Raw genomic sequence first — 20428 nt, 5'->3', positions numbered from 1 at the left:
GCCTCAGGCCGCTTTCGAGGCCAGCGCTTCGAGCGCGATGAACAGCCGTTGGCCCTCGACCTTGACCGGGATCGTCCTGACCGAGCCCTCGTCCGCGCCAAGCGCCTTGCCCGTCTCCAGCGAGATCACCCAATTGTGCAGGGGGCAGGTCACCGCCGCGCCATGCACGATGCCTTGGCTCAGCGGCCCGCCTTTGTGCGGGCAATGGTCGTCGATGGCAAAGACCTGGTCGTCGGCCGTGCGGAAGACAGCGATCTTGCCCTGCGGGGTTGCAACACAGCGCGCGCCGCGCGGCGGAATGTCGGCGATGGAGCCGATGGCGATCCAGTTCATGCCGTCTCTTTCCTGTCGACTCACTCCGCCGCCTCCGCAAACCCGACCGAAGCCATCGGCCTGAACTCATGCTTGTCCTTGCCGGAGACGCGCTCCGACCACGGGTCGAGCTGCGCGAATTTCTGGCTGAAGACGAAGCGCTCGTAATAGGCTTTGCGCTTTTCGGCGTCTTCGAGGATCTGTTTTTTGATCTCGACAGTGCCGATCCGCTTGGCCCATTTGTAGATGCGCTCCAGATAGCGGGCTTGCTCGCGATACATCTGGACAAGCGCCACGATCACCTCGAGCGCCTCGTCCTCGGTCTTCACGAGCCCCAGCACTTCCGTGCCCTTGATGTCGAGGCCGGCCGCACCCGCGAAATGTATCTCGTAGCCGGAGTCGACACAGACCACGCCGACATCCTTGCAGGTCGCCTCCGCGCAGTTGCGCGGGCAGCCCGACACCGCCATCTTCACCTTGGCCGGCGTCCAGGACCCCCACATGAATTTCTCGATGCGGATGCCGAGGCCGGTCGAATCCTGCGTGCCGAAGCGGCACCAGTCAGTGCCGACGCAGGTCTTTACAGTGCGTAAGCCCTTGGCATAGGCATGGCCGGAAACGAAACCGGCCTTGCCGAGATCGGCCCACACCGCCGGCAGGTCTTCCTTGCGGATGCCCAGCATGTCGATGCGCTGGCCGCCGGTCACCTTGACGGTCGGGATACGGAACTTGTCGACCACGTCGGCGATGGCGCGCAATTCGTTTGCGCTGGTCACCCCGCCCCACATCCGCGGGACCACCGAATAGGTGCCGTCCTTCTGGATGTTGGCATGCACGCGCTCGTTGATGAAACGCGACTGATAGTCGTCGGCATATTGGTCCGGCCAATCGCAGACCAGATAATAGTTCAGCGCCGGCCGGCATTTGGCGCAGCCGCAGGACGTCTTCCATTCGAGCTCCTGCATGACGGCCGGGATCGTTTTCAGCCCCTTCGCCTTGATCAGGCGCCGCACATCGTCGTGGCCGAGGCTCGTGCAGCCGCACATGGGCTGCACCGCCGCCGCGTTGTACGCTTCGCCGAGCGTCAGCTTCAGCAGCTGCTCGACGAGGCCCGTGCACGAGCCGCAGGAGGCCGAAGCCTTGGTGTGGGCCCTTACATCGTCGAGGCCGGTCAGCCCCTTGGCCGTGATCGCGCCGGTGATCTTGCCCTTGCAGACGCCGTTGCAGCCGCAGATTTCCGCATCATCCGCCAGTGCCGCAACGGCCGCCAAAGGGTCCGAGGAAACGCCTCCCTGGAACGCTTGCCCGAAGATCAGCGTGTCGCGCATCTCGGAGATGTCTGTCGCCTTCTTCTTGAGATCGTTGAACCAGGCGCCGTCGGCGGTCTCGCCGAACAGCACCGTGCCGATGATGCGGTTATCCTGCAGCACGACGCGCTTGTAGATGCCGGCCGAAGCGTCGCGCAGGATGATCTCCTCGCGGTCCTCGCCATCGGCGAAGTCGCCCAGCGAATAGAGATCGATGCCGGTGACCTTGAGCTTGGTCGGCGTATCGGAGTGGACGAAGCGCCTGTCCTCGCTGTCCGCCAGCCCGGAGGCCGCGACGCGCGCCATCTCGTAGAGCGGGGCGACCAGCCCGTAGACATGGCCGCCGACCTCCGCGCATTCGCCGAGCGCCATGATCGCGGGATCGGAGGTCCGCATGCGGTCATCGACGACGATGCCGCGATTGACCTCAAGCCCGGCATCCTTGGCCAAAGCGGTACTCGGGCGGATGCCGACCGCCATAACAACCAGAGTTGCCGGGATGATCGTGCCGTCCATCAGCTCGATGCCTTCGACCTTGCCGTTGCCGACAATCGCCTTGGTGTTGGCCTTGGTCATGACCTTGATGCCGCGCGCCTCGACGGCTTTCTGCAGCAGATAGCCGGCGGCCGGATCGAGCTGGCGCTCCATGAGCGTCGGCATGACGTGCAGCACGGTGACGTCCATGCCGCGCTCCTTCAGCCCCGCCGCGGCTTCGAGGCCGAGGAGGCCGCCGCCGATGACGACTGCCTTGGCACGCGACTGCGCCGCAAGCAGCATGGCGTTGACGTCGTCGAGGTCGCGGTAGCTGAGCACGCCGGGCAAGTCCTTGCCCGGAACCGGAATGATGAAGGGGACCGAGCCGGTGGCGATGACCAGCCGGTCGTAGCTTTCGGTCACACCGTGGTCCGAGGTGACGGTCTTCGCCTCGCGGTCGATGGCGACGATGCGGTGGCCCTTGTAGAGGGTGATGCCATGCTTGATGTACCAGCCGTCGCCATGGATGACGATTTCCTCGAACGCCTTCTCGCCCGACAGCACCGGCGACAGCATGATGCGGTCGTAGTTCACGCGCGGCTCGGCGTTGAAGATGGTGACGCTGTAGCGGTCGGGCGCTTCCTCCAGCAGGTGCTCCAGCATCCTGCCGGGCGCCATGCCGTTGCCGATGATGACGAGTTTCTCGGTCATGTCCGTTCTCACCCGATCTATTCCGCGGCGTAGGAAAGGGACGATGTCTTTACGGCCGCCCGGCGCTCCATCCGGCGGATGCTGAAGTGCATCCAGACCAGGCAGGACAAGACGATCACGAAGAGCAGCATGAAGCAGCTCGACCAGACGCCGGTGAGGTCGTTCAGCGCGCCGAAGGCGATCGGCAGGATGAAGCCGCCGAGGCCGCCGATCATGCCCACCACGCCGCCGACCGCGCCGACGCTCTGCGGATAATAGGCAGGGATGTGCTTGTAGACGGCCGCCTTGCCGAGGCTCATGAAGAAACCGAGCACGGAGGCGACGGCGATGAAGGCGAGCGGGCCGATCTCGAAGTGGAACGGGATCGGCCCGCTGATGCCGCGCACCAGGTAATCTGCCGAGGGGAGAGACAGAACGAGGGTCGCGACGGCAGAGACGCTGAAAGTCCAATAGAGCACGGTGCGGGCACCGATGCGGTCGGACAGCACGCCGCCATAGGCGCGGAAGATGCTGGCGGGGATCGAATAGGCGGCGCCGATCATGCCGGCGGTGGCGATGCCGAAGCCGTAGACGCCGATCAGGTAGCGCGGCAGCCACAGCGACAACGCCACGAACGCGCCGAAGGCGAAGAAATAGTAGAAGGCGAAGCGCCAGACCTGCAGGTTCTTCAGCGGCGCGAATTCCTGCCAGAAGCTCCTCGCCGGCGGCGCACTGCCGGCACGGCGCTTGCGGATGACAGGATCGTCGTTGGTGGTGAACCAGAAGACGATCGCCATGACGACCAAAGCCGCGGCCCAGATCAGCGCCACCGACTGCCAGCCCCAGGCAAGCAGCACGAGCGGCGCCAGGAACTTGGTGACCGCGGCGCCGACGTTGCCGACACCGAAAATGCCGAGCGCCGTGCCCTGTCTGCCGGCGGGGAAGAAGCGCGAGACATAGGCGACGCCGACCGCGAAGGAGCCGCCAGCGAGCCCGACGCCGAGCGCGGCAAGCAGCATCTGCTGATAGGTGTGCGCGAAGGCGAGCAGGAAGGTCGCGACCGCGGCTGCAAGCATGGTCAGGGTGTAGACAAGGCGGCCGCCATAGCGGTCGGTCCAGACGCCGAGCACCATGCGCACGAGCGAGCCTGTGAGAATCGGCGTGCCGACGAGCAAGCCGAACTCGGTCTCGTTGAGCCCAAGCTCCTGCTTGATGCGCACGCCGATGATGGAAAAGATCGTCCACACCGCGAAGCACACGGTGAAGGCGATGGTGGACATGACGAGCGCCTGCCGGGGAGCATTGTCCTGGCTGGGCGCGGCTGGAAGGTTTGCGGTCATGGTCGGCTCCGGTTTGCGGCGCGGCAGGCGTCGCGCGTGTTGATCAGGGGCGCGGCATCGGTCAGGGCGACGTGGCTTGCGCGGTCACTTGCGGGCCCTTGCCCTCGGCTTCGTGGCTGGCGGGAAACAAGAGCAGCGCGGCGATGAACAGCACCGCCGTCAGCGCGCTGCTCGCCAGGACATCGCGGCGGGTGAAATCCTTGAGCGAAGGTCCGATCCGTCTCGTCATCGTAGTCTCCGGTCCAAAACGAAAAAAGCTGCCGTCCAGGCCCTTTCGCGTCCGTACATCCGGGATCGCGTGGTGACCTGAGCGGCAGCCTTGCCTGTGGCGCCCGCCATTGGACGCCGGTTCTGTTGCCCACGAGGGGCTCGACTATTTCAAAGCATGAAGCGTGCCAGTTTCGCGATAAATCTGAATTTCATTCAGAATCAAATAGATAGCAGGAAATACCTGCAGCCGACCCGAGCGGCAACGCGGTCAAACATTGATCAATGGCATAGACATGCCGCATAATTTTTGTGCAACGCACAAGATTGGCGCGCAAATGATCAGGCGCGTTTCTGGCCGGCAATGTAGGCGTCGATCCGGTCCGGGTCGAAGATCTGGCCGTCGAAAAATCCGTCGGGGCCGAGCACAAGGCTCGCCCCCGCCGAGCCGACCGGCGTCGCAACCTTCAGCGCGCCCTCGACCTTGGCATTGGCGCCGGGCAGCGCCACGCCGAGGGGCTTCAGCGCCGAGCGGTAGAGGTCGGGTCGGTAGCAGTCGCGGGCGATGGCGAGGTTCTGCGGCGTGTGCGGTAATTGTCCCCAGCGCACCATCTGCGCGTAGAACCACAGCGCATGGCTCTTCCAGGGGAAGTTCGCCGCCTTGTCGAAGGGCAGGAAGAAATCCTCGACGCTCCGCTCCACGCCGCCCCCCAGTTGAAGGCGTCCGGTGAGCGCCGGCATCTGAATTGCCTCCGGCTGACCGAGGAAAGCGGGCTTCGCCATCAGCGCGCCCAGTTCGCCGCGGTTTGCCGGGTCCTGGCACCAGCGTGCGGCGTGATGCAACGCCCTGAGAAGTGCCGCAAGCGCCTCCGTGTTCTCCTCAGCCCAGTTCTTGCGCGCGCCGATCACCTTTTCCGGGCTGTTGCGCCACAAAAGCGCCCTGACGGTAACGATGCGGCCAGTGCCCGCAGCAACCGAGGCGCTGTTCCACGGCTCGCCGACGCAATAGCCGTCGATGCGGCCGGCGGCCAGCGCGTCTGCCATGAAGGGCGGCGGCACGATGACGATCTCAATGTCGCGATCGGGGTCGACGCCACACGCGGCAAGCCAGTAGCGCAGCTCGTAATTGTGCCCGGAATGCGGGTGCACGACAGCGAAACGCAGCGGTTCGCGGTTGGCGGTCGCCCGCTCGCGGACCAGCGCGCCGAGTGCCGTCCCGGCGCGCGCCGGATCGAGGTCGGGCATCGCCCCATGTGCCGCCATGCCTTCCCACACGGCGTTGGAGACGGTGACGCAATTGCCGCCAAGGCCGAGCGAGAACGGCACAATGGTTTCGGAGGCAAGCGGCGTCAGCCCAAGGCTGCAGGCTAGCGGCATCGGCCCCAGCATATGCGCGACATCGAAATGGCCGATGGCTATGCGGTCGCGGATGTTGGCCCAGGATGTCTCGCGCTGCAGCTTGAGCTCGATGCCCTCGCGGGCGGCAAAGCCCATCTCCCCGGCCACGACGAGAACTGCGCTGTCGAAGAGCGGCATGAAGCCGGCGGTGATCTGATGCGCGGCAGTCATGCTCATTTCCCCTCCAGCGGCCCCAGCAAGCCCGCCGCGGTCACCAGGCTCTGGGCGATCTCGGCGATCTTGCGGTTCTGGTTCATGGCGGTCTTGCGCAGAAGCGTGTAGGCAGCCTCCTCGCTCAAGCCCCGCGACTTCATCAATATGCCTTTGGCCCGGTCGATAACCTTGCGGTTCTCCAGTTCGCTGCGCGCGTCCTCCAATTCGCGCGCCATGCGCGAGAAGGCGTTGAAGCGGCTGATCGCCATGTCGAGGATCGGCTTGATGCGTTCCTTCTTCAGCCCGTCGACCACATAGGCTGACACTCCCGCATCGACCGCGGCCTCGATCGAGGCCTGGTCGGAGCGGTCGACGAACATCGCGATCGGCCGCTTCACCGCGCGCGACAGCTGGAACATGTTCTCCAGCATGTCCCGGTTGGGGTTTTCCAGATCGATGACGATCACATCCGGCTCGATCTCGGCGATGCGCCGGGCAATGCCGCCGACGTCATGGATCACCGTGACATGGCGATGGCCTGCGTCCCGCAATCCGGCCTCGATGATCGAGGCCCGGATGCGGTTCTCGTCGATAACAAGGATGGTCAACGAACCGGCGGACATGCGCCTATTGTGCAGGCGGGCCGCAATTGTGCAATGCGGCAGTCGACGGGAACTGTTTCCATCCGACTCTCGAGGCATGCCTGCGACGCTTTCGCGTCCCGGCCTGCGTTGCCGCTGAGGGGCGGGAACACTATAGATGTTCCATCGTGCGCGAAGATATTCACACGGCAGGCGTCCCGGTACTCTGCGTTTCATGCGAGGCGCGGCATCGTGGCATATGCGGCGCGCTCAACGCCGGGCAGCTTCTCGATCTTGCCAAATCGACGAAACGGCACAAGGCCGAGGCCGGCAGGGAACTGGTCGGCGATTCCAGGAGCGTCGAGCGTTTCTCGAACGTGCTTTCAGGCGTCGTGAAGCTGACCAAGACGCTTTCCGACGGCCGCCAGCAGATCGTCGGCCTGCAATTCGCTCCCGATTTCCTCGGCAGGCCGTTCCAGAGCGAGAGCACCCTCAGTGCCGAGGCGGCGACCGACGTCGAACTGTGCTCGTTCCCGCGCCAGGCGCTGGAGCGCATGATAAAGGAGCAGCCCGATCTAGAGCATCGCCTGCTCGAACAGAAGCTGCGCGAGCTCGACCAGGCGCGAGACTGGATGGTGGCGCTGGGCCGCAAGACGGCCTCCGAGAAGATCGCGAGCTTCCTTCTGATGATCGCGCGCAACATCGACCCCGCCGCCGGGCCGGAGCGGCGCGGCGCAGCCTTCGATCTGCCGCTGTCGCGCGCGGAGATCGCGGATTTCCTGGGTCTCACCGTGGAGACGGTGAGCCGGCAGATCACCCGCTTGCGGGGCGAGAGCGTCATCCGCGTCGAAAACAACCGCCACGTCATCGTCGACGACATCGGGCGCCTGGCCGCGCGGGCCGGGGACTGATCCCCGCCGCGTCCCTTTAGAGCAATTTCAGGAGAAGTGCGTAGCGGTTTTCCGTCCGGAATTGCGTAAAAACAATACTTACTGATTGCCGAGAACCCTCGGCAGCACGTGGTCGCGCTCAAAGGCAATGTGGCGGCGCAACGATTCGAAGAAGGCGCGCAGCATGTAGCCGAACGCCTCGGGATTTTCGATCTGCCGCCCGTGGCCATAGGCCAGCAGCGCCTCGCTGAGATCCGCCGCCGCGCTTTCATCCTCCAGGTGCTCGAGCTTCAGTCGCGCGACGGTGTCTTCCTCGCCCGTCTGCCGCACGAAGGCAGGGAAGACGACCTCTTCCTCGAAGCGGTGGCACTCGCGCAGCAACGGCAAGAGGTCGGCCGCCACGGCGAGGCATTGAAGCCGGTCGACGCGCGACGGCAGGTCGTCGGCGATGCCTTCGAGCATGTGGCAGAGCGCGAGCTTCTGCATATGTGCCAGCCTCATATCCGCCGGGCTGTGCAGCGGCTCCGGCTCGGCGCCCGTCATGATAACTCCTCCGTCAGGCCAGGGCTCAAGGAGTGGGCAATGAGACGGTATCCTCTACGGGTTCTTCGCGAACTGTGCGCAGCTCGTACCAGAGCGCGTTGAGGATGCCGACGGAGGCTGCCAGCCCGAGGCCGAGTATCCAGGAAAAATACCACATGGTCAGAATCTCCAGTTGGATCAATAGGCCGACGAACCCGCTTTCTCGATGCTCTTTTCACCGACCTTGCCCCACAGCACCCGGTAGACCCAGGCGGTGTAGGCAAGGACCAGCGGCATGAAGATCACCGTGGCAATCAGCATGTTGCGCAACGTGGCGCGGCTCGATGATGCGTCGAAGACCGCGAGCGAATGGCTGGGGTTGCTGCTCGACGGCAATAGGATCGGGAACATCGCGAGCCCCACCGTGGCGATGATCGTCACGACGCCGAGCTTCGAGGCGATGAAGGTCCACCCTTCGAACCGCGCCTTGAAGCCGACGGCGGCAAGCAGCGGTGAGGCCACACCGAGCGCGGGCACGATCCAGAGCAGCGGGTGGGCATGGAAGTTCGCCAGCCACGCACCCCGATCCGCCACCACTGTCTTGACCAGCGGATTGGACGGCCCGTCCCAGACGATCTGTGACGTGACGCGGTAGCCACCGAGCAGGCCGAGCCAGACCAGCACGCCGCCGCCGGCAAAGAGCACCGCCGTGACGATGGCGGAGCGCGTGCCGATGGCGCTGGCGCGTTTGGCGACCATGCCTTCCGTTTTGAAGGTCAGCCAGGCCGCGCCATGCGTCACTAGCATGGCGAGCGAGACCAGGCCGCAATAGAGCGCCAGCGGATTGAGCAGCCCGAAGAGACTGCCTTCATACACCGGGCGCAGGTCCGGCGTGAAATGGAACGGCACCCCCTGCAGCGTGTTGCCGACGGCGACGCCGAAGATCAACGCCGGCACCGCACCGCCGACGAACAGCGCCCAGTCCCAGCGCGTGCGCCAGGCCGAATCCGGCCTTTTCGAGCGATACTTGAAGCCGACGGGACGCATGATCAGTGCCAGGAGCACCAGGAACATGGCGAGATAGAAGCCGGAGAAGCTCACCGCGTAAAGCGCCGGCCATGCCGCGAAGATGGCGCCGCCGCCGAGGATGAACCACACCTGATTGCCTTCCCAGACGGGCCCGACTGTGTTGATCGCCACGCGACGCTCGGCATCTGTCTTGGCGACGAAGGGCAGAAGCGCGCCGACGCCCATGTCGAACCCGTCGGTCGCGGCGAAGCCGATCAGCAGCACACCGAGCAGTATCCACCAGATCACGCGCAGCGTTTCATACTCAAAGAGAAATTCGATCATCGTCGTGATCCTTTCACTCTGCCGGGTGCAATGCGGGGTCGGCGCCCGGGCGCAGGTCGTCGACGACCTTCGCGACCTCCGGTCCCTTGCGGATGGCGGCGAGCATCAGCCTGACCTCGATGACCGCGAGCAAGCCATAGACGAGCGTGAAACCTGCAATGGTGAGCAGAAGGTCGGTCACTCCGAGTTCCGAGGTCGCGAGGAAAGTCGGCAGCACGCCGTCGATGATCCAGGGCTGGCGGCCGAACTCCGCCACGAACCAACCCACCTCGACGGCGATCCAGGGCAGCGGCATGGCAAGCAGCGCTGCGCGGAACAGCCAGCGCGGCGCTTCGCTCTCCCGGCTCGTGTGCCACAGCGACAGCGCGAACAGCGCGGCGAGAACGAAGCCGCAAGCCACCATCAGCCGGAAACCGAAGAAAAGCAGCGGCACGTAAGGCACCGTCGACCAGGCCGCGTCCTTGATCTGCTGGTCGCTCGCCTGCCTTGGATCGGGCAGGTAGCGCTTGAGCAGCAGCGCATAGCCGAGATCCTTGGAGCTGGCTTCGAAGGCGGACCGAGCGGCGGTGTCGTTGCGGTCAGTCTTGATCTTCTCCAGCGCGTCGTAGGCGACGATGCCGTTTCGGATGCGGGCTTGCGCATGCGCGACGAGCTCGTCGATACCGGCGATCTGCTTGTCGATCGAACGGGTGCCGATGATGCCCATCACCCATGGAATACGGATTGCGAAACGCGTCTCGTGGTCGTTCTGGCTCGGAATGCCGAACGCGGTGAAGGATGCAGGCGCCGGCTCGGTCTCCCACATGGCTTCGATGGCCGCGAGCTTCATCTTCTGGTTGTCGGTAAGCGCATAGCCGCTTTCATCGCCGAGCACGATGACGGACAGCGCCGACGCCAGGCCAAAGGCCGAGGCGATCACGAAGGAGCGCTTGGCGAGCTGCACGTGGCGCCCGCGCAACAGATACCAGGCCGAGACGCCAAGCACGAAAGTGGAGGCGCAGACATAGCCGGACGAGACGGTGTGGACGAACTTTGCCTGCGCCACCGGATTGAAGATCACCGCCATGAAGTCCGTGACTTCCATACGCATCGTGTCCGGGTTGAAAGCCGAACCGACGGGATTCTGCATCCAGCCGTTGGCGATCAGGATCCAGAGCGCGGAGAAATTGGTGCCGAGCGCCATCAGCCAGGTCACGATCATGTGCGCGCGTGGCGAGAGCCGGTCCCAGCCGAAGAAGAACAGGCCGACGAAAGTGGCTTCCAGGAAGAAGGCCATCAACCCCTCGATGGCGAGAGGCGCCCCGAACACGTCGCCGACATAGTGCGAGTAGTAGGCCCAGTTCATGCCGAACTGGAATTCCATGGTGATGCCGGTCGCGACGCCGAGCGCGAAGTTGATACCGAAGAGCACGCCCCAAAACTTCGTCATGTCGCGCCATATGGTGCGGCGGGTCATCACATAGACGGTTTCCATCATGGCGATCAGGATGGAGAGGCCAAGCGTGAGCGGGACGAACAGGAAGTGATAGAGAGCCGTCAGGGCGAACTGCAGCCGGGAAAGGTCTACGAGGAGAACGTCGGCCATGGAAGTATCCTTTCTGGGTACGCCTCATAACGCGTGAACGACGTACTCGGCTTGACATAAATCAATTCGTTTCGCGTGGCATGTGACAAAAGGAGTGCATGACGATAGCCGCCATTCCCGCACCGTCCCCCGATCCCGGCGCCCCGGCGCCAGCCGCGTTCGCGGCGCTCTCCACCGCCGAGCAATTGGCAAGGCCCGGATTGCGAGGTCTTCTCGCCTTGCAGGGGGTCCGCACCGTGCTCAGGCTCGGATTCGCCGCGACGGCGGCAATGGCCGCTGGCCGGCTCGTGATGGGTGAAACGGTCGATCCATGGCTCGTCCCCGGGATGATTGCGCTGCTCGCGGCCGCCTGCTTCGCCGGATTCGCCGCAGAAAGCTTGCAGGCTTACGCGGAAAACGCCGTGTCGACACGACTGCGGGCGCTCGCGGGCGAGCGACTGGGCAAGATGCCGGCGCGGCAGTTGCAGTCGCTCTCGACAGGCGCCTTGATCGTGTCGATGCAGCGCCATCCGGAGTCGATCGCCGCGCTGGTGGTGGGTCATCGTGCCGCCACGACCATGATGGCGGCCGGGCCGTTGCTCGCCGCCATCGCGCTTTGCTTCGTCTCCTGGCAGGCCGCGCTGCTGGTCATCTGCCTGACGCCGGTCATGATCCTGTTCTTCGCGCTGGTGGGCAATGCGATCCGCCGTCGCGCCGACGCCCAGGAGCGTGCCTTCGGCCGGCTGGCTGGGCAGTTCGCCGACCGCCTCCGCACGCTGCCTACAATTCTTGCCAACCACGCGACGGCAAGCGAGGAGGCAAAACTCGGCCAGCGCCTGGAGGGCTACGCCGGCGAGACGATCGGTCTGCTGCGTATAGCCTTTGCCAATGCCGGGATCATCGACTTCTTCGCCTCGCTCTCGATTGCGATCCTCGCCATATTCCTCGGCCTGGGACACCTGAAGCTTGCGACGATCCCGGGCTTCTCCAATCTCGTGCTTTGGCAAAGCCTGTTCATCCTGATGATCGCGCCGGAATATTTTGCACCATTCCGCCGCTTCTCGGAGCAGTACCACGCCAAGGCGGAAGGGCTGGCGGCCGCCGCCGCGATGGACCGGCTGCTCGACGCAGCGCCGGTCACGGCCGGCGCCTTGACGGTGCTCGACCGGTTGCGCATGACATTGCCTGCACACGGTCTTGTCGCCATCGTCGGTCCGAGCGGATCAGGCAAATCGACGCTTCTGCGCCGTCTCGCCGGGCTCGAGCCAGGCGCCATGCCGACGCCGGGAGCCCGTCCGCTGGCCGCTGGAGAGATCGCCTGGGTTTCGACGGACGCCTACGTGCCCGACGGAACGCTGTCGGAGGCTATTTCGTGGAATGGCGGCGCGCTGGACCGGAGCCGGCTGGAAAATGCCGCGCGTGCGATCGGGCTGCTCGACGACGTCCTGCTGCCGGGCGGCCTCGATGCAAGGCTGGACAAGGGCGGCGCCAATCTTTCGGGCGGTCAGCGGCTTCGCATCGCCGTCGTCCGCGCGCAGCTTTCCGGGCGAACCGTGCTGGCCGACGAGCCGACGGCAAAGCTCGACCGCGCGACCGCCGAGTCCGTGCGACGCATGCTGATCGGGATTTCAGGGGCGAGACTGGTCGTCGTAGCGACGCATGACCGGGACCTTGCCGCCGTCGCCGACCTGATTGTGGATCTCACCCGTGACGACACCGTCGAGGTGGCCGCATGAGCACGGCGTTTCAGTCATCGAGCCGGAAGTCGTGGCGGCTGGCGACGGGCTTCGCCTTCACCGCGCTGGCCTGCGCCATATTGCTGGGCGGCGTTTCCGCCTGGCTGCTCGGCTCGGTGGCGATCGCCGGCCTTTCCGCCGCCGCTTTCACTTTCAACTTTCACACTCCCGCGGCTTTCATCAGGCTGTTCGCGGTCGGCCGCACCGCCGCCCGCTATGGCGAGCGGCTGACCGGCCACAAGGCCGCGATCACCGATCAGATATCGCGTCGCGTCGAGCTGTTCGCCGCGATGGCGGCGGCGCCGGCGGTGCGCCGGGCCGGATGGCAGCTCGGCGACGATTCGCGCCTTGCCGACTATCTTGATGATGTCGAGGACCTAGACTTCGCCAGGCTGCGCGCCGGCCTGCCGGCTCTGACGCTTGCCTGCGGCCTCGCAGTCCTGATCGCCGGCTCAGTGGTGCTGGCGCCTTTATCCCTCTTTCCGATCTCATTATTCCTGCTTGCCATCCTGTTCGCGGGGGACAGGGTGGCCAGAGCTGGCGCCATGGCGTGGGGTGAGACCAGGTCGCTGCGTCGCGGGGGCGCGACCCGGCTTGGTGGTGCCATGGCGTCAGCCGTACCCTTGAAAGCGGAGGGCGCCTGGAACCGCGAATGCGCCGAAGCCCTTGCCGCGCTCTCTCGCGCCGACGGCGCGCAGCTTACCCTCCGCCGGCTGCAGGCTGTGCTGGACATGATCGGCGCGGCCTTCGGTCCGGTTGCCGGCGTCAGCGTGATGGCGGCTGCCTGGTATGCCGGCAGGCAGGGCACAGAGCTTCTCGCACCGATGCTGCTCGCCTTCTCCTGGCTGGCGCTGGGCGAAGCCATGAATGGCGGATCGCGTATGCTGGTTGCCGTGCTCCGCCGCAACGCGGCTCGCGCCGAGATCGCCCAATGGACACGCGGCGCCGCGGCCGGCAGGCGCGAATTCACGCTGAACGACATCAAGCCCGGCCTGCTGCTTCATGGCGCCCTGCAACGCCGTGCGCCGGACGGCCGGGCGATCGGGATGCCCATTGCCCTGCTCCTCGCGCGGGATCAGCCGACGATGCTCGTGGGCGCAAGCGGCTCAGGCAAGACGAGCCTGCTCAAGCAGATCGCCGGCTGGATCGGCGACGATGCCTTCGCCACCGACGACCGCATCCTGTCGGCAGGCCAGCGGCGGGCGCTCGTGTCCCTTGTCCTGCACGACGCGGTCGTCCTCGAAGACACCGTCCGCGCCAATCTTTTCGCCGGCGATGCTCCGGATGCCGTGCTCTGGCGGGCGCTGGAAGCCGTCGAGATGGACGGCCGTATCCGCGAGGCGGGCGGGCTGGACAGTTGGGTCAGGCAGGACAAGTTCTCGCTCGGCGAAGCGCAGCGCATCAACCTCGCTCGCGCCTGGCTGTCATCCCGACCCGTTTTGCTGTTCGACGAGCCGACCGAACACCTCGACGAGGCGCAGGGGGAGCGTATCCTCGAGCGGCTGCTCGCCCGCTTCAGCGATAGGATTGTCGTCGTCTCCACCCATCGCGCGCCCCCGCTCCGCGATGTCCGCACGATCGAGTTGCAGCCGTAATCATGCCGCTGAGCTGCTCTGCTCCGAGGCATTCGGGTCGCCAGGCGCCGTCGCCCAGGCGAGCTCGACAAGCGTCACTGTGCGTCGCCCTGTGCCATCGACCTGGCACACGATGAGGCCCTGTTCCTCGATATAGTCGAGCAACCGCCGCGCGCGGCGCAGCGAATGTGAGCCGTAGGCCCTGGCGATCGCCGCGTCGCTCGGGCAGGGCCAGCCCTCCTTCGCCGCGCGGGCGATCATCATGAACACGCCCTGCATGTCCTCAGGCAGCAGCGAGGCGCGCACGGAGACGTCCCGCCACGCATCGTCCTCGGCCATGTCGGAGCCGACGCCGGCCCGCGCCCGCGTCAGCATGCGGCGGAATTCGGAAAGGTCGGGCACAACCGAGGCGAGCCCTTCGATGCGGCAGCGGACCACGAATTCCTGGTAGAGCACGCCGATGACGCGGAAGCCGGCATCGGGCTCGGCCAGGATGGCGCGCAGGACGCGGTCCATGCGCTCGCGCCGCTCGGCAAGATCCTCGGCGCTGGGCTGCGGCTCCGCCGGCTCGGGGCGTATCTCCAGCGGCGCGGCCTTGGCCGCCATCAGCTGGTCGAGTAGATCGGGCGAAGGCCGGCGCTGTGGCCTGACCGTCTCCGGCGGCGGCGCGGCAAGAATGATCGAGCGCGCATCCTCCAGCGCCGCTTCCGGTAGCGGCATTAGCCGCGGCGTGCCGTTGCGCGGACTGGTTTCGGTCTGTCCGATCCGCACGCCGAGCGGACGGCGCGACAGCGCCGGTCCGAGCGCCATGAAATGCCCGCGCTCCAGATCGCGGAAAGCTTCGGCCTGGCGCCGCTCCATGCCGAGCAGATCCGCCGCGCGCGCCATATCGATGTCGAGGAAGGTGCGGCCCATCAGGAAGTTGGACGCTTCCGCCGCGACGTTCTTGGCGAGCTTCGCCAGCCGCTGCGTGGCGATGATGCCGGCAAGCCCGCGCTTGCGGCCGCGGCACATCAGATTGGTCATGGCGCCGAGCGAAAGCTTGCGCGCCTCGTCGGAGACTTCGCCGGCGGCGGCGGGCGCGAAGAGCTGCGCCTCGTCAACGACCACCAGCATGGGATACCAGTAGTCCCGCGCGACCTCGAACAGCCCGCCGAGAAAGGCCGCGGCGCGCCGCATCTGGTTTTCGGCATCGAGCCCTTCGAGGTTGAGCACCGTCGAGACGCGGTGGATGCGCGCGCGCTCGCCCGCCGCCTGCAGGCCGCGCTCGGTATGCTCCTCGGCATCGATCACCAGGTGGCCAAATCGTTCGCCGAGCGACACGAAGTCGCCTTCGGGGTCGATGATGGTCTGCTGCACCCAGGGCGCGCTCTGTTCAAGCAGCCGGCGCAGCAGATGCGACTTGCCGGAGCCCGAATTGCCCTGCACCAGCAGGCGGGTCGCCAGCAGTTCCTCAAGGTCGAGGGCGGCCGGCACGCCTGCGCTCGTCTGCCCCATCTCGATTGCAACCGTCATATTTCGACTCAGAACGCCTCCATGCGCGCAAGCGGGCTTATCAACCGAAGCCGGGCGCGTCGAGCATGGCCGCGCACCCCCAGGCGGTGTTCCACATCTATGGCGAGCGTCAGCTCGTCCCTGTGGGGCGAATGGCGGCAGGCTGTCGCCATTGGCACTGGTCGGACCACCATTTTGCTGGCGCAATCCAGCCATTGGCGTATCATTTTCCCAGGGAGGGTTCATGGCAGGAGGAGGCCAATGAACGTCGCTGCGGAAGTGCCCGTCATGGACCCGACGGTAAAAGACCTTGTTTCGTCTGCCCTTTCGAAGTTTCGCGCCGGCGACACCGTCTCCACACGCGCCATGCTCGATGCCATACGCCATGCCGATCCATCCTGCGAGGACAGCGATGACCATCTGGTCGAGCTGATCGTGATGGCCGCCGTTGGTAAGACCATGGGGGTCGTGTTCGACCACCGCTCGCCTGACGAGCGGTTGCCGCGGCTGTCATAGGCCCCGAAGCGTTATCTGCAGATGCATGAGCACCGGAAGCGCGGGAACCCGCCGTTTGCAGGCCGGCCTCGCCGGAATATCGGCGCGTCTTAGGCCAATGGATGCGGCATGTAGCCGACAAAGCCGGCGATCTTCCAGCGGCCGCCTACCTTGCGGCAGAAGTAGAGCGTCTGCCATTTAAGCCGGTCGACGCCGCCATCGGCCTTGGCGACGGAACCGTCGAATTTCTTGTGCAGCACCGCGCGGTCGCCGTCGACGTCGATGTCACGCATGTTGGTGACGCGGAACAGCGCCTCGCGCAACGGCTCGGCGAATTTCGTCGCCGCGGTTTCCTTGGCCTGGCGCAGCCATTCGTCGCGATAGATCTCCAGCCTCGGGAACTGGAGCCGCCAGGCGTCGGCGTTGCTGAGGAAATGGGCATGCATGCCGAAGAAGCTCTCGGCGATGAAATCGTCCTCGACCATCGACCAATCCTGTCCAAGGAAGGCATCGATATCGCGCCGCACCAGCATTTCCCATAGCGCGTGGCGGTCGGCATCGCCTTCCGGAAACGGATTTTTGTCGAAGGTCATGCTGGATCTCCGCTGATATCGCACGCCGACCAAAGCGGCATCGACCGCAAGATGCTCAGGCTTCTGTAATAAAGCAACATGGATTTCGAAAAAATGTTGCTTTCCGACATTGACTCTATGAGGATCATACCGACAAGCGTAGACGGCTAGTTCGATCGCCAAAAGGAGGCTCGCTTGCCCAAGCAGTGCTTTGGAAAATCGCATGTTCCGCTCTCGCCCGCCGTGCGCGCCGGAGATTTCGTCTATGTCTCCGGCCAGGTGCCGGTGGGCAGCGACGGTCTGGTGGTGAAGGGCGGCATTGCCGAGCAGACCGAGCAGGTGCTGCAGAACGTCAAGGCGGCGCTGGCGCTGGCCGGCTGCAGCATGGACGATGTGGTCAAGACCACGGTCTGGCTGGAGGACGCGCGCGATTTCGGCATGTTCAACACCGTCTATGCAAAGCATTTCCCCAAGGATCCGCCGGCACGCACCACAGTCGAGTCGCGCCTGATGATCGACATCAAGATCGAGGTCGAAGCTGTCGCCTACCGGCCGGTCTGATCGCGATCACGCAGCAGCAGGGAGGGCACCGATGCAGTTCGATCTCCTGATCAAGGGCGGGCGCGTCATCGACCCCGCATCGGGCCTTGACGCGCACCGCGACGTCGCCATTGCCGATGGCCGCGTCGCCGCGATCGAGGCCGCCCTCGATGCCGAACTTGCCGCGCAGGTGGTCGATGCCAGGGACTGCATCGTCACGCCCGGCCTCGTCGACCTGCATAGCCACGTCTATTGGGGCGGCACCTCGCTCGGCGTCGATGCCGACCGGCTGGCCGCCAAGAGCGGCACCACCAGCTTCGTCGACGCGGGCAGCGCCGGCGCCGGCAATATCCTTGGCTTTCGCCGCCATGTCATCGAGCGCTCGACGGTCCGCATCCTCGCCTACGTCAACATTTCCTTTGCCGGGATATTCGGTTTCGCGAAAACCGTATCTGTCGGCGAATGCAGCGATCTCAGGCTTTGCGAGCCGCGCGAGACGGTTGCCGCGGTGCGCGAGCATGCCGACGTCGTCGTCGGCGTGAAAGTCCGCTCCGGCAAGCATGCCGGCGGCTTGAGCGGCATCGCGCCGGTCGATCTCGCGCTCGAAGCCGCCGACAAGGTCGGCCTGCCGCTGATGGCCCATATCGACGAGCCGCCGCCCGGCCGCTCGGAAGTGCTGCCCAGGCTGCGCCGCGGCGATATCCTCACCCACTGCTTCCGCCCGTTCCCCAACGCGCCGGTCTTCGCTTCCGGCGCGGTGCGGCCGGATATGCGGCTGGCGCGCGAGCGCGGCGTCATCTTCGACATCGGCCACGGCATGGGTTCCTTCGACTTCGAGGTGGCTAAGGCGATGCTAGCCGAGGGCCTGGCGCCGGATGTGATCTCCAGCGATGTGCACCTCTACTGCGTCGACGGCCCAGCCTTCGACATCCTGGTCTGCATGTCGAAGCTCATGGCGCTCGGCATGCCGCTGGTCGAGGTGCTGCGCGCGGCGACCGTGAACCCCGCGCAGGCGATCGCCCGGCCCGAGCTCGGCGCGTTGAAGGTCGGCGGCATCGGCGATGTTGCGGTGCTGAGGCAGCAACCTGGCCGCTTCACCTTCGTCGACGTCGTTGGCGCGTCCCTGGTCACGGATCAGCGACTGGTGTCCAACGGCATTGTCATCGGCGGCAAATGGTGGCCGAACGACGCGTCCGGCCACAATGAGACCGAGCGCTTTGAGGCGCATGCGCACCACACGCATGTGGATGTGGCGGCGAAGCATTTTCGCAGGTGATTGCCGAATCTCGCTCCCGTGGGGAGATCGATCGCTAACGTCCAGCGTTGCTCGGCTCGCCGTAAACCGGCGTCGCAATCCCTTCCATCCGCGCTTTGAGCTGCAGCGCCACGAACTTGGAATAGAACCTCGACAGCGCCAGATTGCCGCCGTGGAACCACAGCGCTTCCTGCGCCGTCGGCTTCCACATGTTGCGCAACTCGCCCTGCCACGGGCCGGGGTCGCCCTTCACGCCGGAGCCGAGGCCCCAGCACGGACCGACCTTGTCGGCGACCTCGCGCGAGACAATGCCTGCCACCGTCTCGTTCATCGACTGGTAGCCGGTGCAGCAGACGATCGCATCGACTTCTAATGCGCTGTCGTCCGCGAACAGGATGCCGTTCGGCGTCAGCGACTTGATGCCGACGCCGCTCTTCACCTTGATCTCGCCGTTCAGGATCAGCTCGCAGGCGCCGACATCGATGTAATAGCCGGAGCCGGTGCGGTAGGCCTTCATCAACAGCCCGGTCTCGTCCTCACCGAAGTCGATGGCGAAGCCGCTGTCGCTGAGACGCTTGTAGAAATCCGCGTCGCGCGCCCTGATCACATCATAGAGCGCGCGCTGACCTTTCGGCACCAGCGCGAAGGGCGTCGAAGCCACGATCATGTCGGCCTTGTCGGTGGTGATGCCGCGCGCCAGCGCCTTCTCGGAAAAGATCTCGAAGCCGACATCCATCAGCGTGTCGGATTTCACCACGGTCGCCGGCGAACGCTGGACCATGGTGACCTTGGCGCCGGCTTCCCACAGATCGACGCTGACATCATGGCCGGAGCTTGCAGCACCTATCACCGCGACGCGTTTGCCGCGGAACTTCTCGCCGGTGGAATATTGGCTGGAATGCAGGAGCTCGCCCTTGAAACTGTCGGCGCCCGGCAAGTCGATCTGCCGTGGCGGCCCATAGGCACCGGTGGCGAAGACGATATGCTTCGGCTTCAGCGTGATGTGCTGGCCGACGCGGTCGACCACCACGGTCCAGACCTTTTCGATCTCGTCATAGGCTGCGCTGATGCATTTGGTGGCCGCCCAATAGTTCAGCTCCATGACACGGGTATACATTTCAAGCCAGTCGCCCATCTTGTCCTTGGGCGTGAAGACCGGCCAGTTTTCCGGGAACGGAATATACGGCAGATGGTCGTACCAGACCGGATCGTGCAGCACGAGCGAGCGATAGCGGTTGCGCCAGGAATCGCCGGCGCGCGCATTCTTCTCGATGACCAGCGTGGGGACGCCGAGCTGCCTCAGCCGGGCGCCCAGCATGATGCCGCCCTGCCCCCCGCCGATCACCAGGCAATAGGGCTGCTCATGCACGCCGAGATCGCGCGCCTCGCGCGCTCTCGCTTCCACCCAGGTTTCGCGCTTGGGGTCGGCCTTGTGGCGGATGCCGAGCGGCCGCGCCGGTCCTTTCCGCTCCTCGAAGCCCTTGAGCTCGTTCATCGCCGTGAACAGCGTGCGGCAACGGCCGTCCTTGAGCCGCAGGATGCCCTCGCCCCGCGACACAGCCGTCTCGAAGCTGAACCAGGCTTCGACGATGCCATCGTCGACGGTTGGCTCTCCGGTCAGGCGCCAGCGCGACGGCTGCGCCAGCGACAGCGTTGCCTTCAGCATCTCGCGGATCGCGGCCTGCCCTTCCATGGTCTTGATGTTCCATGTGAAGGTCAAAAGATCGCGCCAGTAGCAATCCTCCGCGAAGAGGTTCGTCGCCGCCTCGATATCGCCGGCCTCCAGCGCCCGGCCGAACGAACCGAGCCAGTTTGTCGCCTGTTGCGATGGTGCGATGTCGAGCATTTTTGTCCTTCCCTCCGATTTAATCGAACGACATGGCCACAATCAGCGGCCTTGCCAAAAACTCGCCTTGAGGCGGTCGAGATTCAGGTCAGGCTGAGTCGAAAATGGTGGGTTCCGAGAACCGG

19 protein-coding genes are annotated in these 20428 nt (G+C 65.3%); 6 read left to right on the top strand and 13 right to left on the bottom strand.

Annotated features, from left to right (window positions below):
• Positions 1-3: 3 nt before the first annotated feature.
• The 6 genes from nirD to P9272_RS05245 all read right to left on the bottom strand — a co-directional run bounded on the left by nirD (position 4) and on the right by P9272_RS05245 (position 6504).
• On the bottom strand, positions 4-333 hold the full coding sequence (gene nirD / locus P9272_RS05270) for a nitrite reductase small subunit NirD (RefSeq protein WP_278159570.1): 330 nt from the start codon (positions 331-333) through the stop codon (positions 4-6).
• 20 nt (positions 334-353) lie between these two features.
• Positions 354-2804 carry a nitrite reductase large subunit NirB gene (gene nirB, locus P9272_RS05265; protein ID WP_278159568.1) on the bottom strand — a complete coding sequence of 817 codons (2451 nt, stop codon included), beginning with the start codon at positions 2802-2804 and terminating at the stop codon, positions 354-356.
• A gap of 17 nt (positions 2805-2821) precedes the next feature.
• The gene (locus P9272_RS05260) at positions 2822-4123 is read right to left on the bottom strand and encodes a nitrate/nitrite transporter (protein WP_278159566.1); all 1302 of its coding nucleotides are present in this window, start codon (positions 4121-4123) and stop codon (positions 2822-2824) included.
• Between the two features lie 61 nt (positions 4124-4184).
• The gene (locus P9272_RS05255) at positions 4185-4352 is read right to left on the bottom strand and encodes a hypothetical protein (protein WP_278159564.1); all 168 of its coding nucleotides are present in this window, start codon (positions 4350-4352) and stop codon (positions 4185-4187) included.
• 320 nt (positions 4353-4672) lie between these two features.
• Positions 4673-5899 carry a CmpA/NrtA family ABC transporter substrate-binding protein gene (locus P9272_RS05250; protein WP_278159675.1) on the bottom strand — a complete coding sequence of 409 codons (1227 nt, stop codon included), beginning with the start codon at positions 5897-5899 and terminating at the stop codon, positions 4673-4675.
• A gap of 2 nt (positions 5900-5901) precedes the next feature.
• Positions 5902-6504, bottom strand: coding sequence for an ANTAR domain-containing response regulator (locus P9272_RS05245; RefSeq protein ID WP_128256205.1), 603 nt, complete (start codon positions 6502-6504; stop codon positions 5902-5904).
• A 146-nt stretch (positions 6505-6650) separates the two neighbouring features.
• Between P9272_RS05245 and P9272_RS05240 the strand changes: the two genes are divergently transcribed.
• Entirely contained in the window at positions 6651-7373 is a 723-nt protein-coding gene (locus P9272_RS05240) for a Crp/Fnr family transcriptional regulator (RefSeq protein ID WP_347404032.1), read from the top strand.
• Between the two features lie 78 nt (positions 7374-7451).
• On the opposite strand, the gene P9272_RS05235 is transcribed toward P9272_RS05240, so the two are convergent.
• Genes P9272_RS05235 through P9272_RS05220 form a run of 4 tightly spaced genes read right to left on the bottom strand, consistent with a single transcriptional unit; the run spans position 7452 to position 10812 of the window.
• Positions 7452-7895, bottom strand: a complete 444-nt coding sequence (locus P9272_RS05235; RefSeq protein WP_278159561.1) for a hemerythrin domain-containing protein — start codon at positions 7893-7895, stop codon at positions 7452-7454.
• 25 nt (positions 7896-7920) lie between these two features.
• The gene (gene cydX, locus P9272_RS05230) at positions 7921-8052 is read right to left on the bottom strand and encodes a cytochrome bd-I oxidase subunit CydX (RefSeq protein ID WP_127864050.1); all 132 of its coding nucleotides are present in this window, start codon (positions 8050-8052) and stop codon (positions 7921-7923) included.
• Between the two features lie 20 nt (positions 8053-8072).
• Entirely contained in the window at positions 8073-9227 is a 1155-nt protein-coding gene (gene cydB, locus P9272_RS05225) for a cytochrome d ubiquinol oxidase subunit II (RefSeq protein ID WP_278159557.1), read from the bottom strand.
• A 13-nt stretch (positions 9228-9240) separates the two neighbouring features.
• Positions 9241-10812 (bottom strand): cytochrome ubiquinol oxidase subunit I, encoded by a 1572-nt coding sequence (locus tag P9272_RS05220; RefSeq protein ID WP_278159555.1) that lies wholly within the window; start codon positions 10810-10812, stop codon positions 9241-9243.
• Positions 10813-10910: 98 nt separating this feature from the next.
• Here P9272_RS05220 and P9272_RS05215 point away from each other — a divergent pair, with 98 nt between their 5' ends.
• Together P9272_RS05215 and P9272_RS05210 are read left to right on the top strand one after the other, a co-directional pair.
• On the top strand, positions 10911-12527 hold the full coding sequence (locus tag P9272_RS05215; RefSeq protein WP_278159554.1) for an ABC transporter transmembrane domain-containing protein: 1617 nt from the start codon (positions 10911-10913) through the stop codon (positions 12525-12527).
• Positions 12524-14122: an ATP-binding cassette domain-containing protein gene (locus P9272_RS05210; RefSeq protein ID WP_128256209.1), complete on the top strand. Its 1599-nt coding sequence runs from the start codon at positions 12524-12526 to the stop codon at positions 14120-14122. The genes P9272_RS05215 and P9272_RS05210 overlap by 4 nt, the downstream gene beginning before the upstream one ends.
• Here P9272_RS05210 and P9272_RS05205 read toward each other — a convergent pair whose 3' ends face one another.
• Positions 14123-15616, bottom strand: a complete 1494-nt coding sequence (locus P9272_RS05205; protein WP_278159551.1) for an ATP-binding protein — start codon at positions 15614-15616, stop codon at positions 14123-14125.
• A gap of 240 nt (positions 15617-15856) precedes the next feature.
• Between P9272_RS05205 and P9272_RS05200 the strand changes: the two genes are divergently transcribed.
• Positions 15857-16111, top strand: coding sequence for a hypothetical protein (locus P9272_RS05200; protein WP_278159549.1), 255 nt, complete (start codon positions 15857-15859; stop codon positions 16109-16111).
• A gap of 89 nt (positions 16112-16200) precedes the next feature.
• On the opposite strand, the gene P9272_RS05195 is transcribed toward P9272_RS05200, so the two are convergent.
• On the bottom strand, positions 16201-16683 hold the full coding sequence (locus P9272_RS05195) for a hypothetical protein (RefSeq protein ID WP_128256211.1): 483 nt from the start codon (positions 16681-16683) through the stop codon (positions 16201-16203).
• 174 nt (positions 16684-16857) lie between these two features.
• On the opposite strand from P9272_RS05195, the gene P9272_RS05190 reads away from it, so the two are divergent.
• Together P9272_RS05190 and P9272_RS05185 are read left to right on the top strand one after the other, a co-directional pair.
• Complete coding sequence (locus P9272_RS05190; protein WP_128256212.1) at positions 16858-17223, top strand: RidA family protein; 366 nt, start codon at positions 16858-16860, stop codon at positions 17221-17223.
• Positions 17224-17254: 31 nt separating this feature from the next.
• Complete coding sequence (locus tag P9272_RS05185) at positions 17255-18478, top strand: amidohydrolase/deacetylase family metallohydrolase (protein ID WP_278159545.1); 1224 nt, start codon at positions 17255-17257, stop codon at positions 18476-18478.
• Positions 18479-18512: 34 nt separating this feature from the next.
• On the opposite strand, the gene P9272_RS05180 is transcribed toward P9272_RS05185, so the two are convergent.
• On the bottom strand, positions 18513-20303 hold the full coding sequence (locus tag P9272_RS05180) for an NAD(P)/FAD-dependent oxidoreductase (RefSeq protein WP_278159544.1): 1791 nt from the start codon (positions 20301-20303) through the stop codon (positions 18513-18515).
• Positions 20304-20428 lie beyond the last annotated feature (125 nt).

This window comes from Mesorhizobium sp. WSM4976, from assembly GCF_029625685.1.
Taxonomy (GTDB): domain Bacteria; phylum Pseudomonadota; class Alphaproteobacteria; order Rhizobiales; family Rhizobiaceae; genus Mesorhizobium.
Note: the sequence above shows the minus strand (reverse complement) of the source record. Positions and strands in the feature narration are given on the sequence as shown.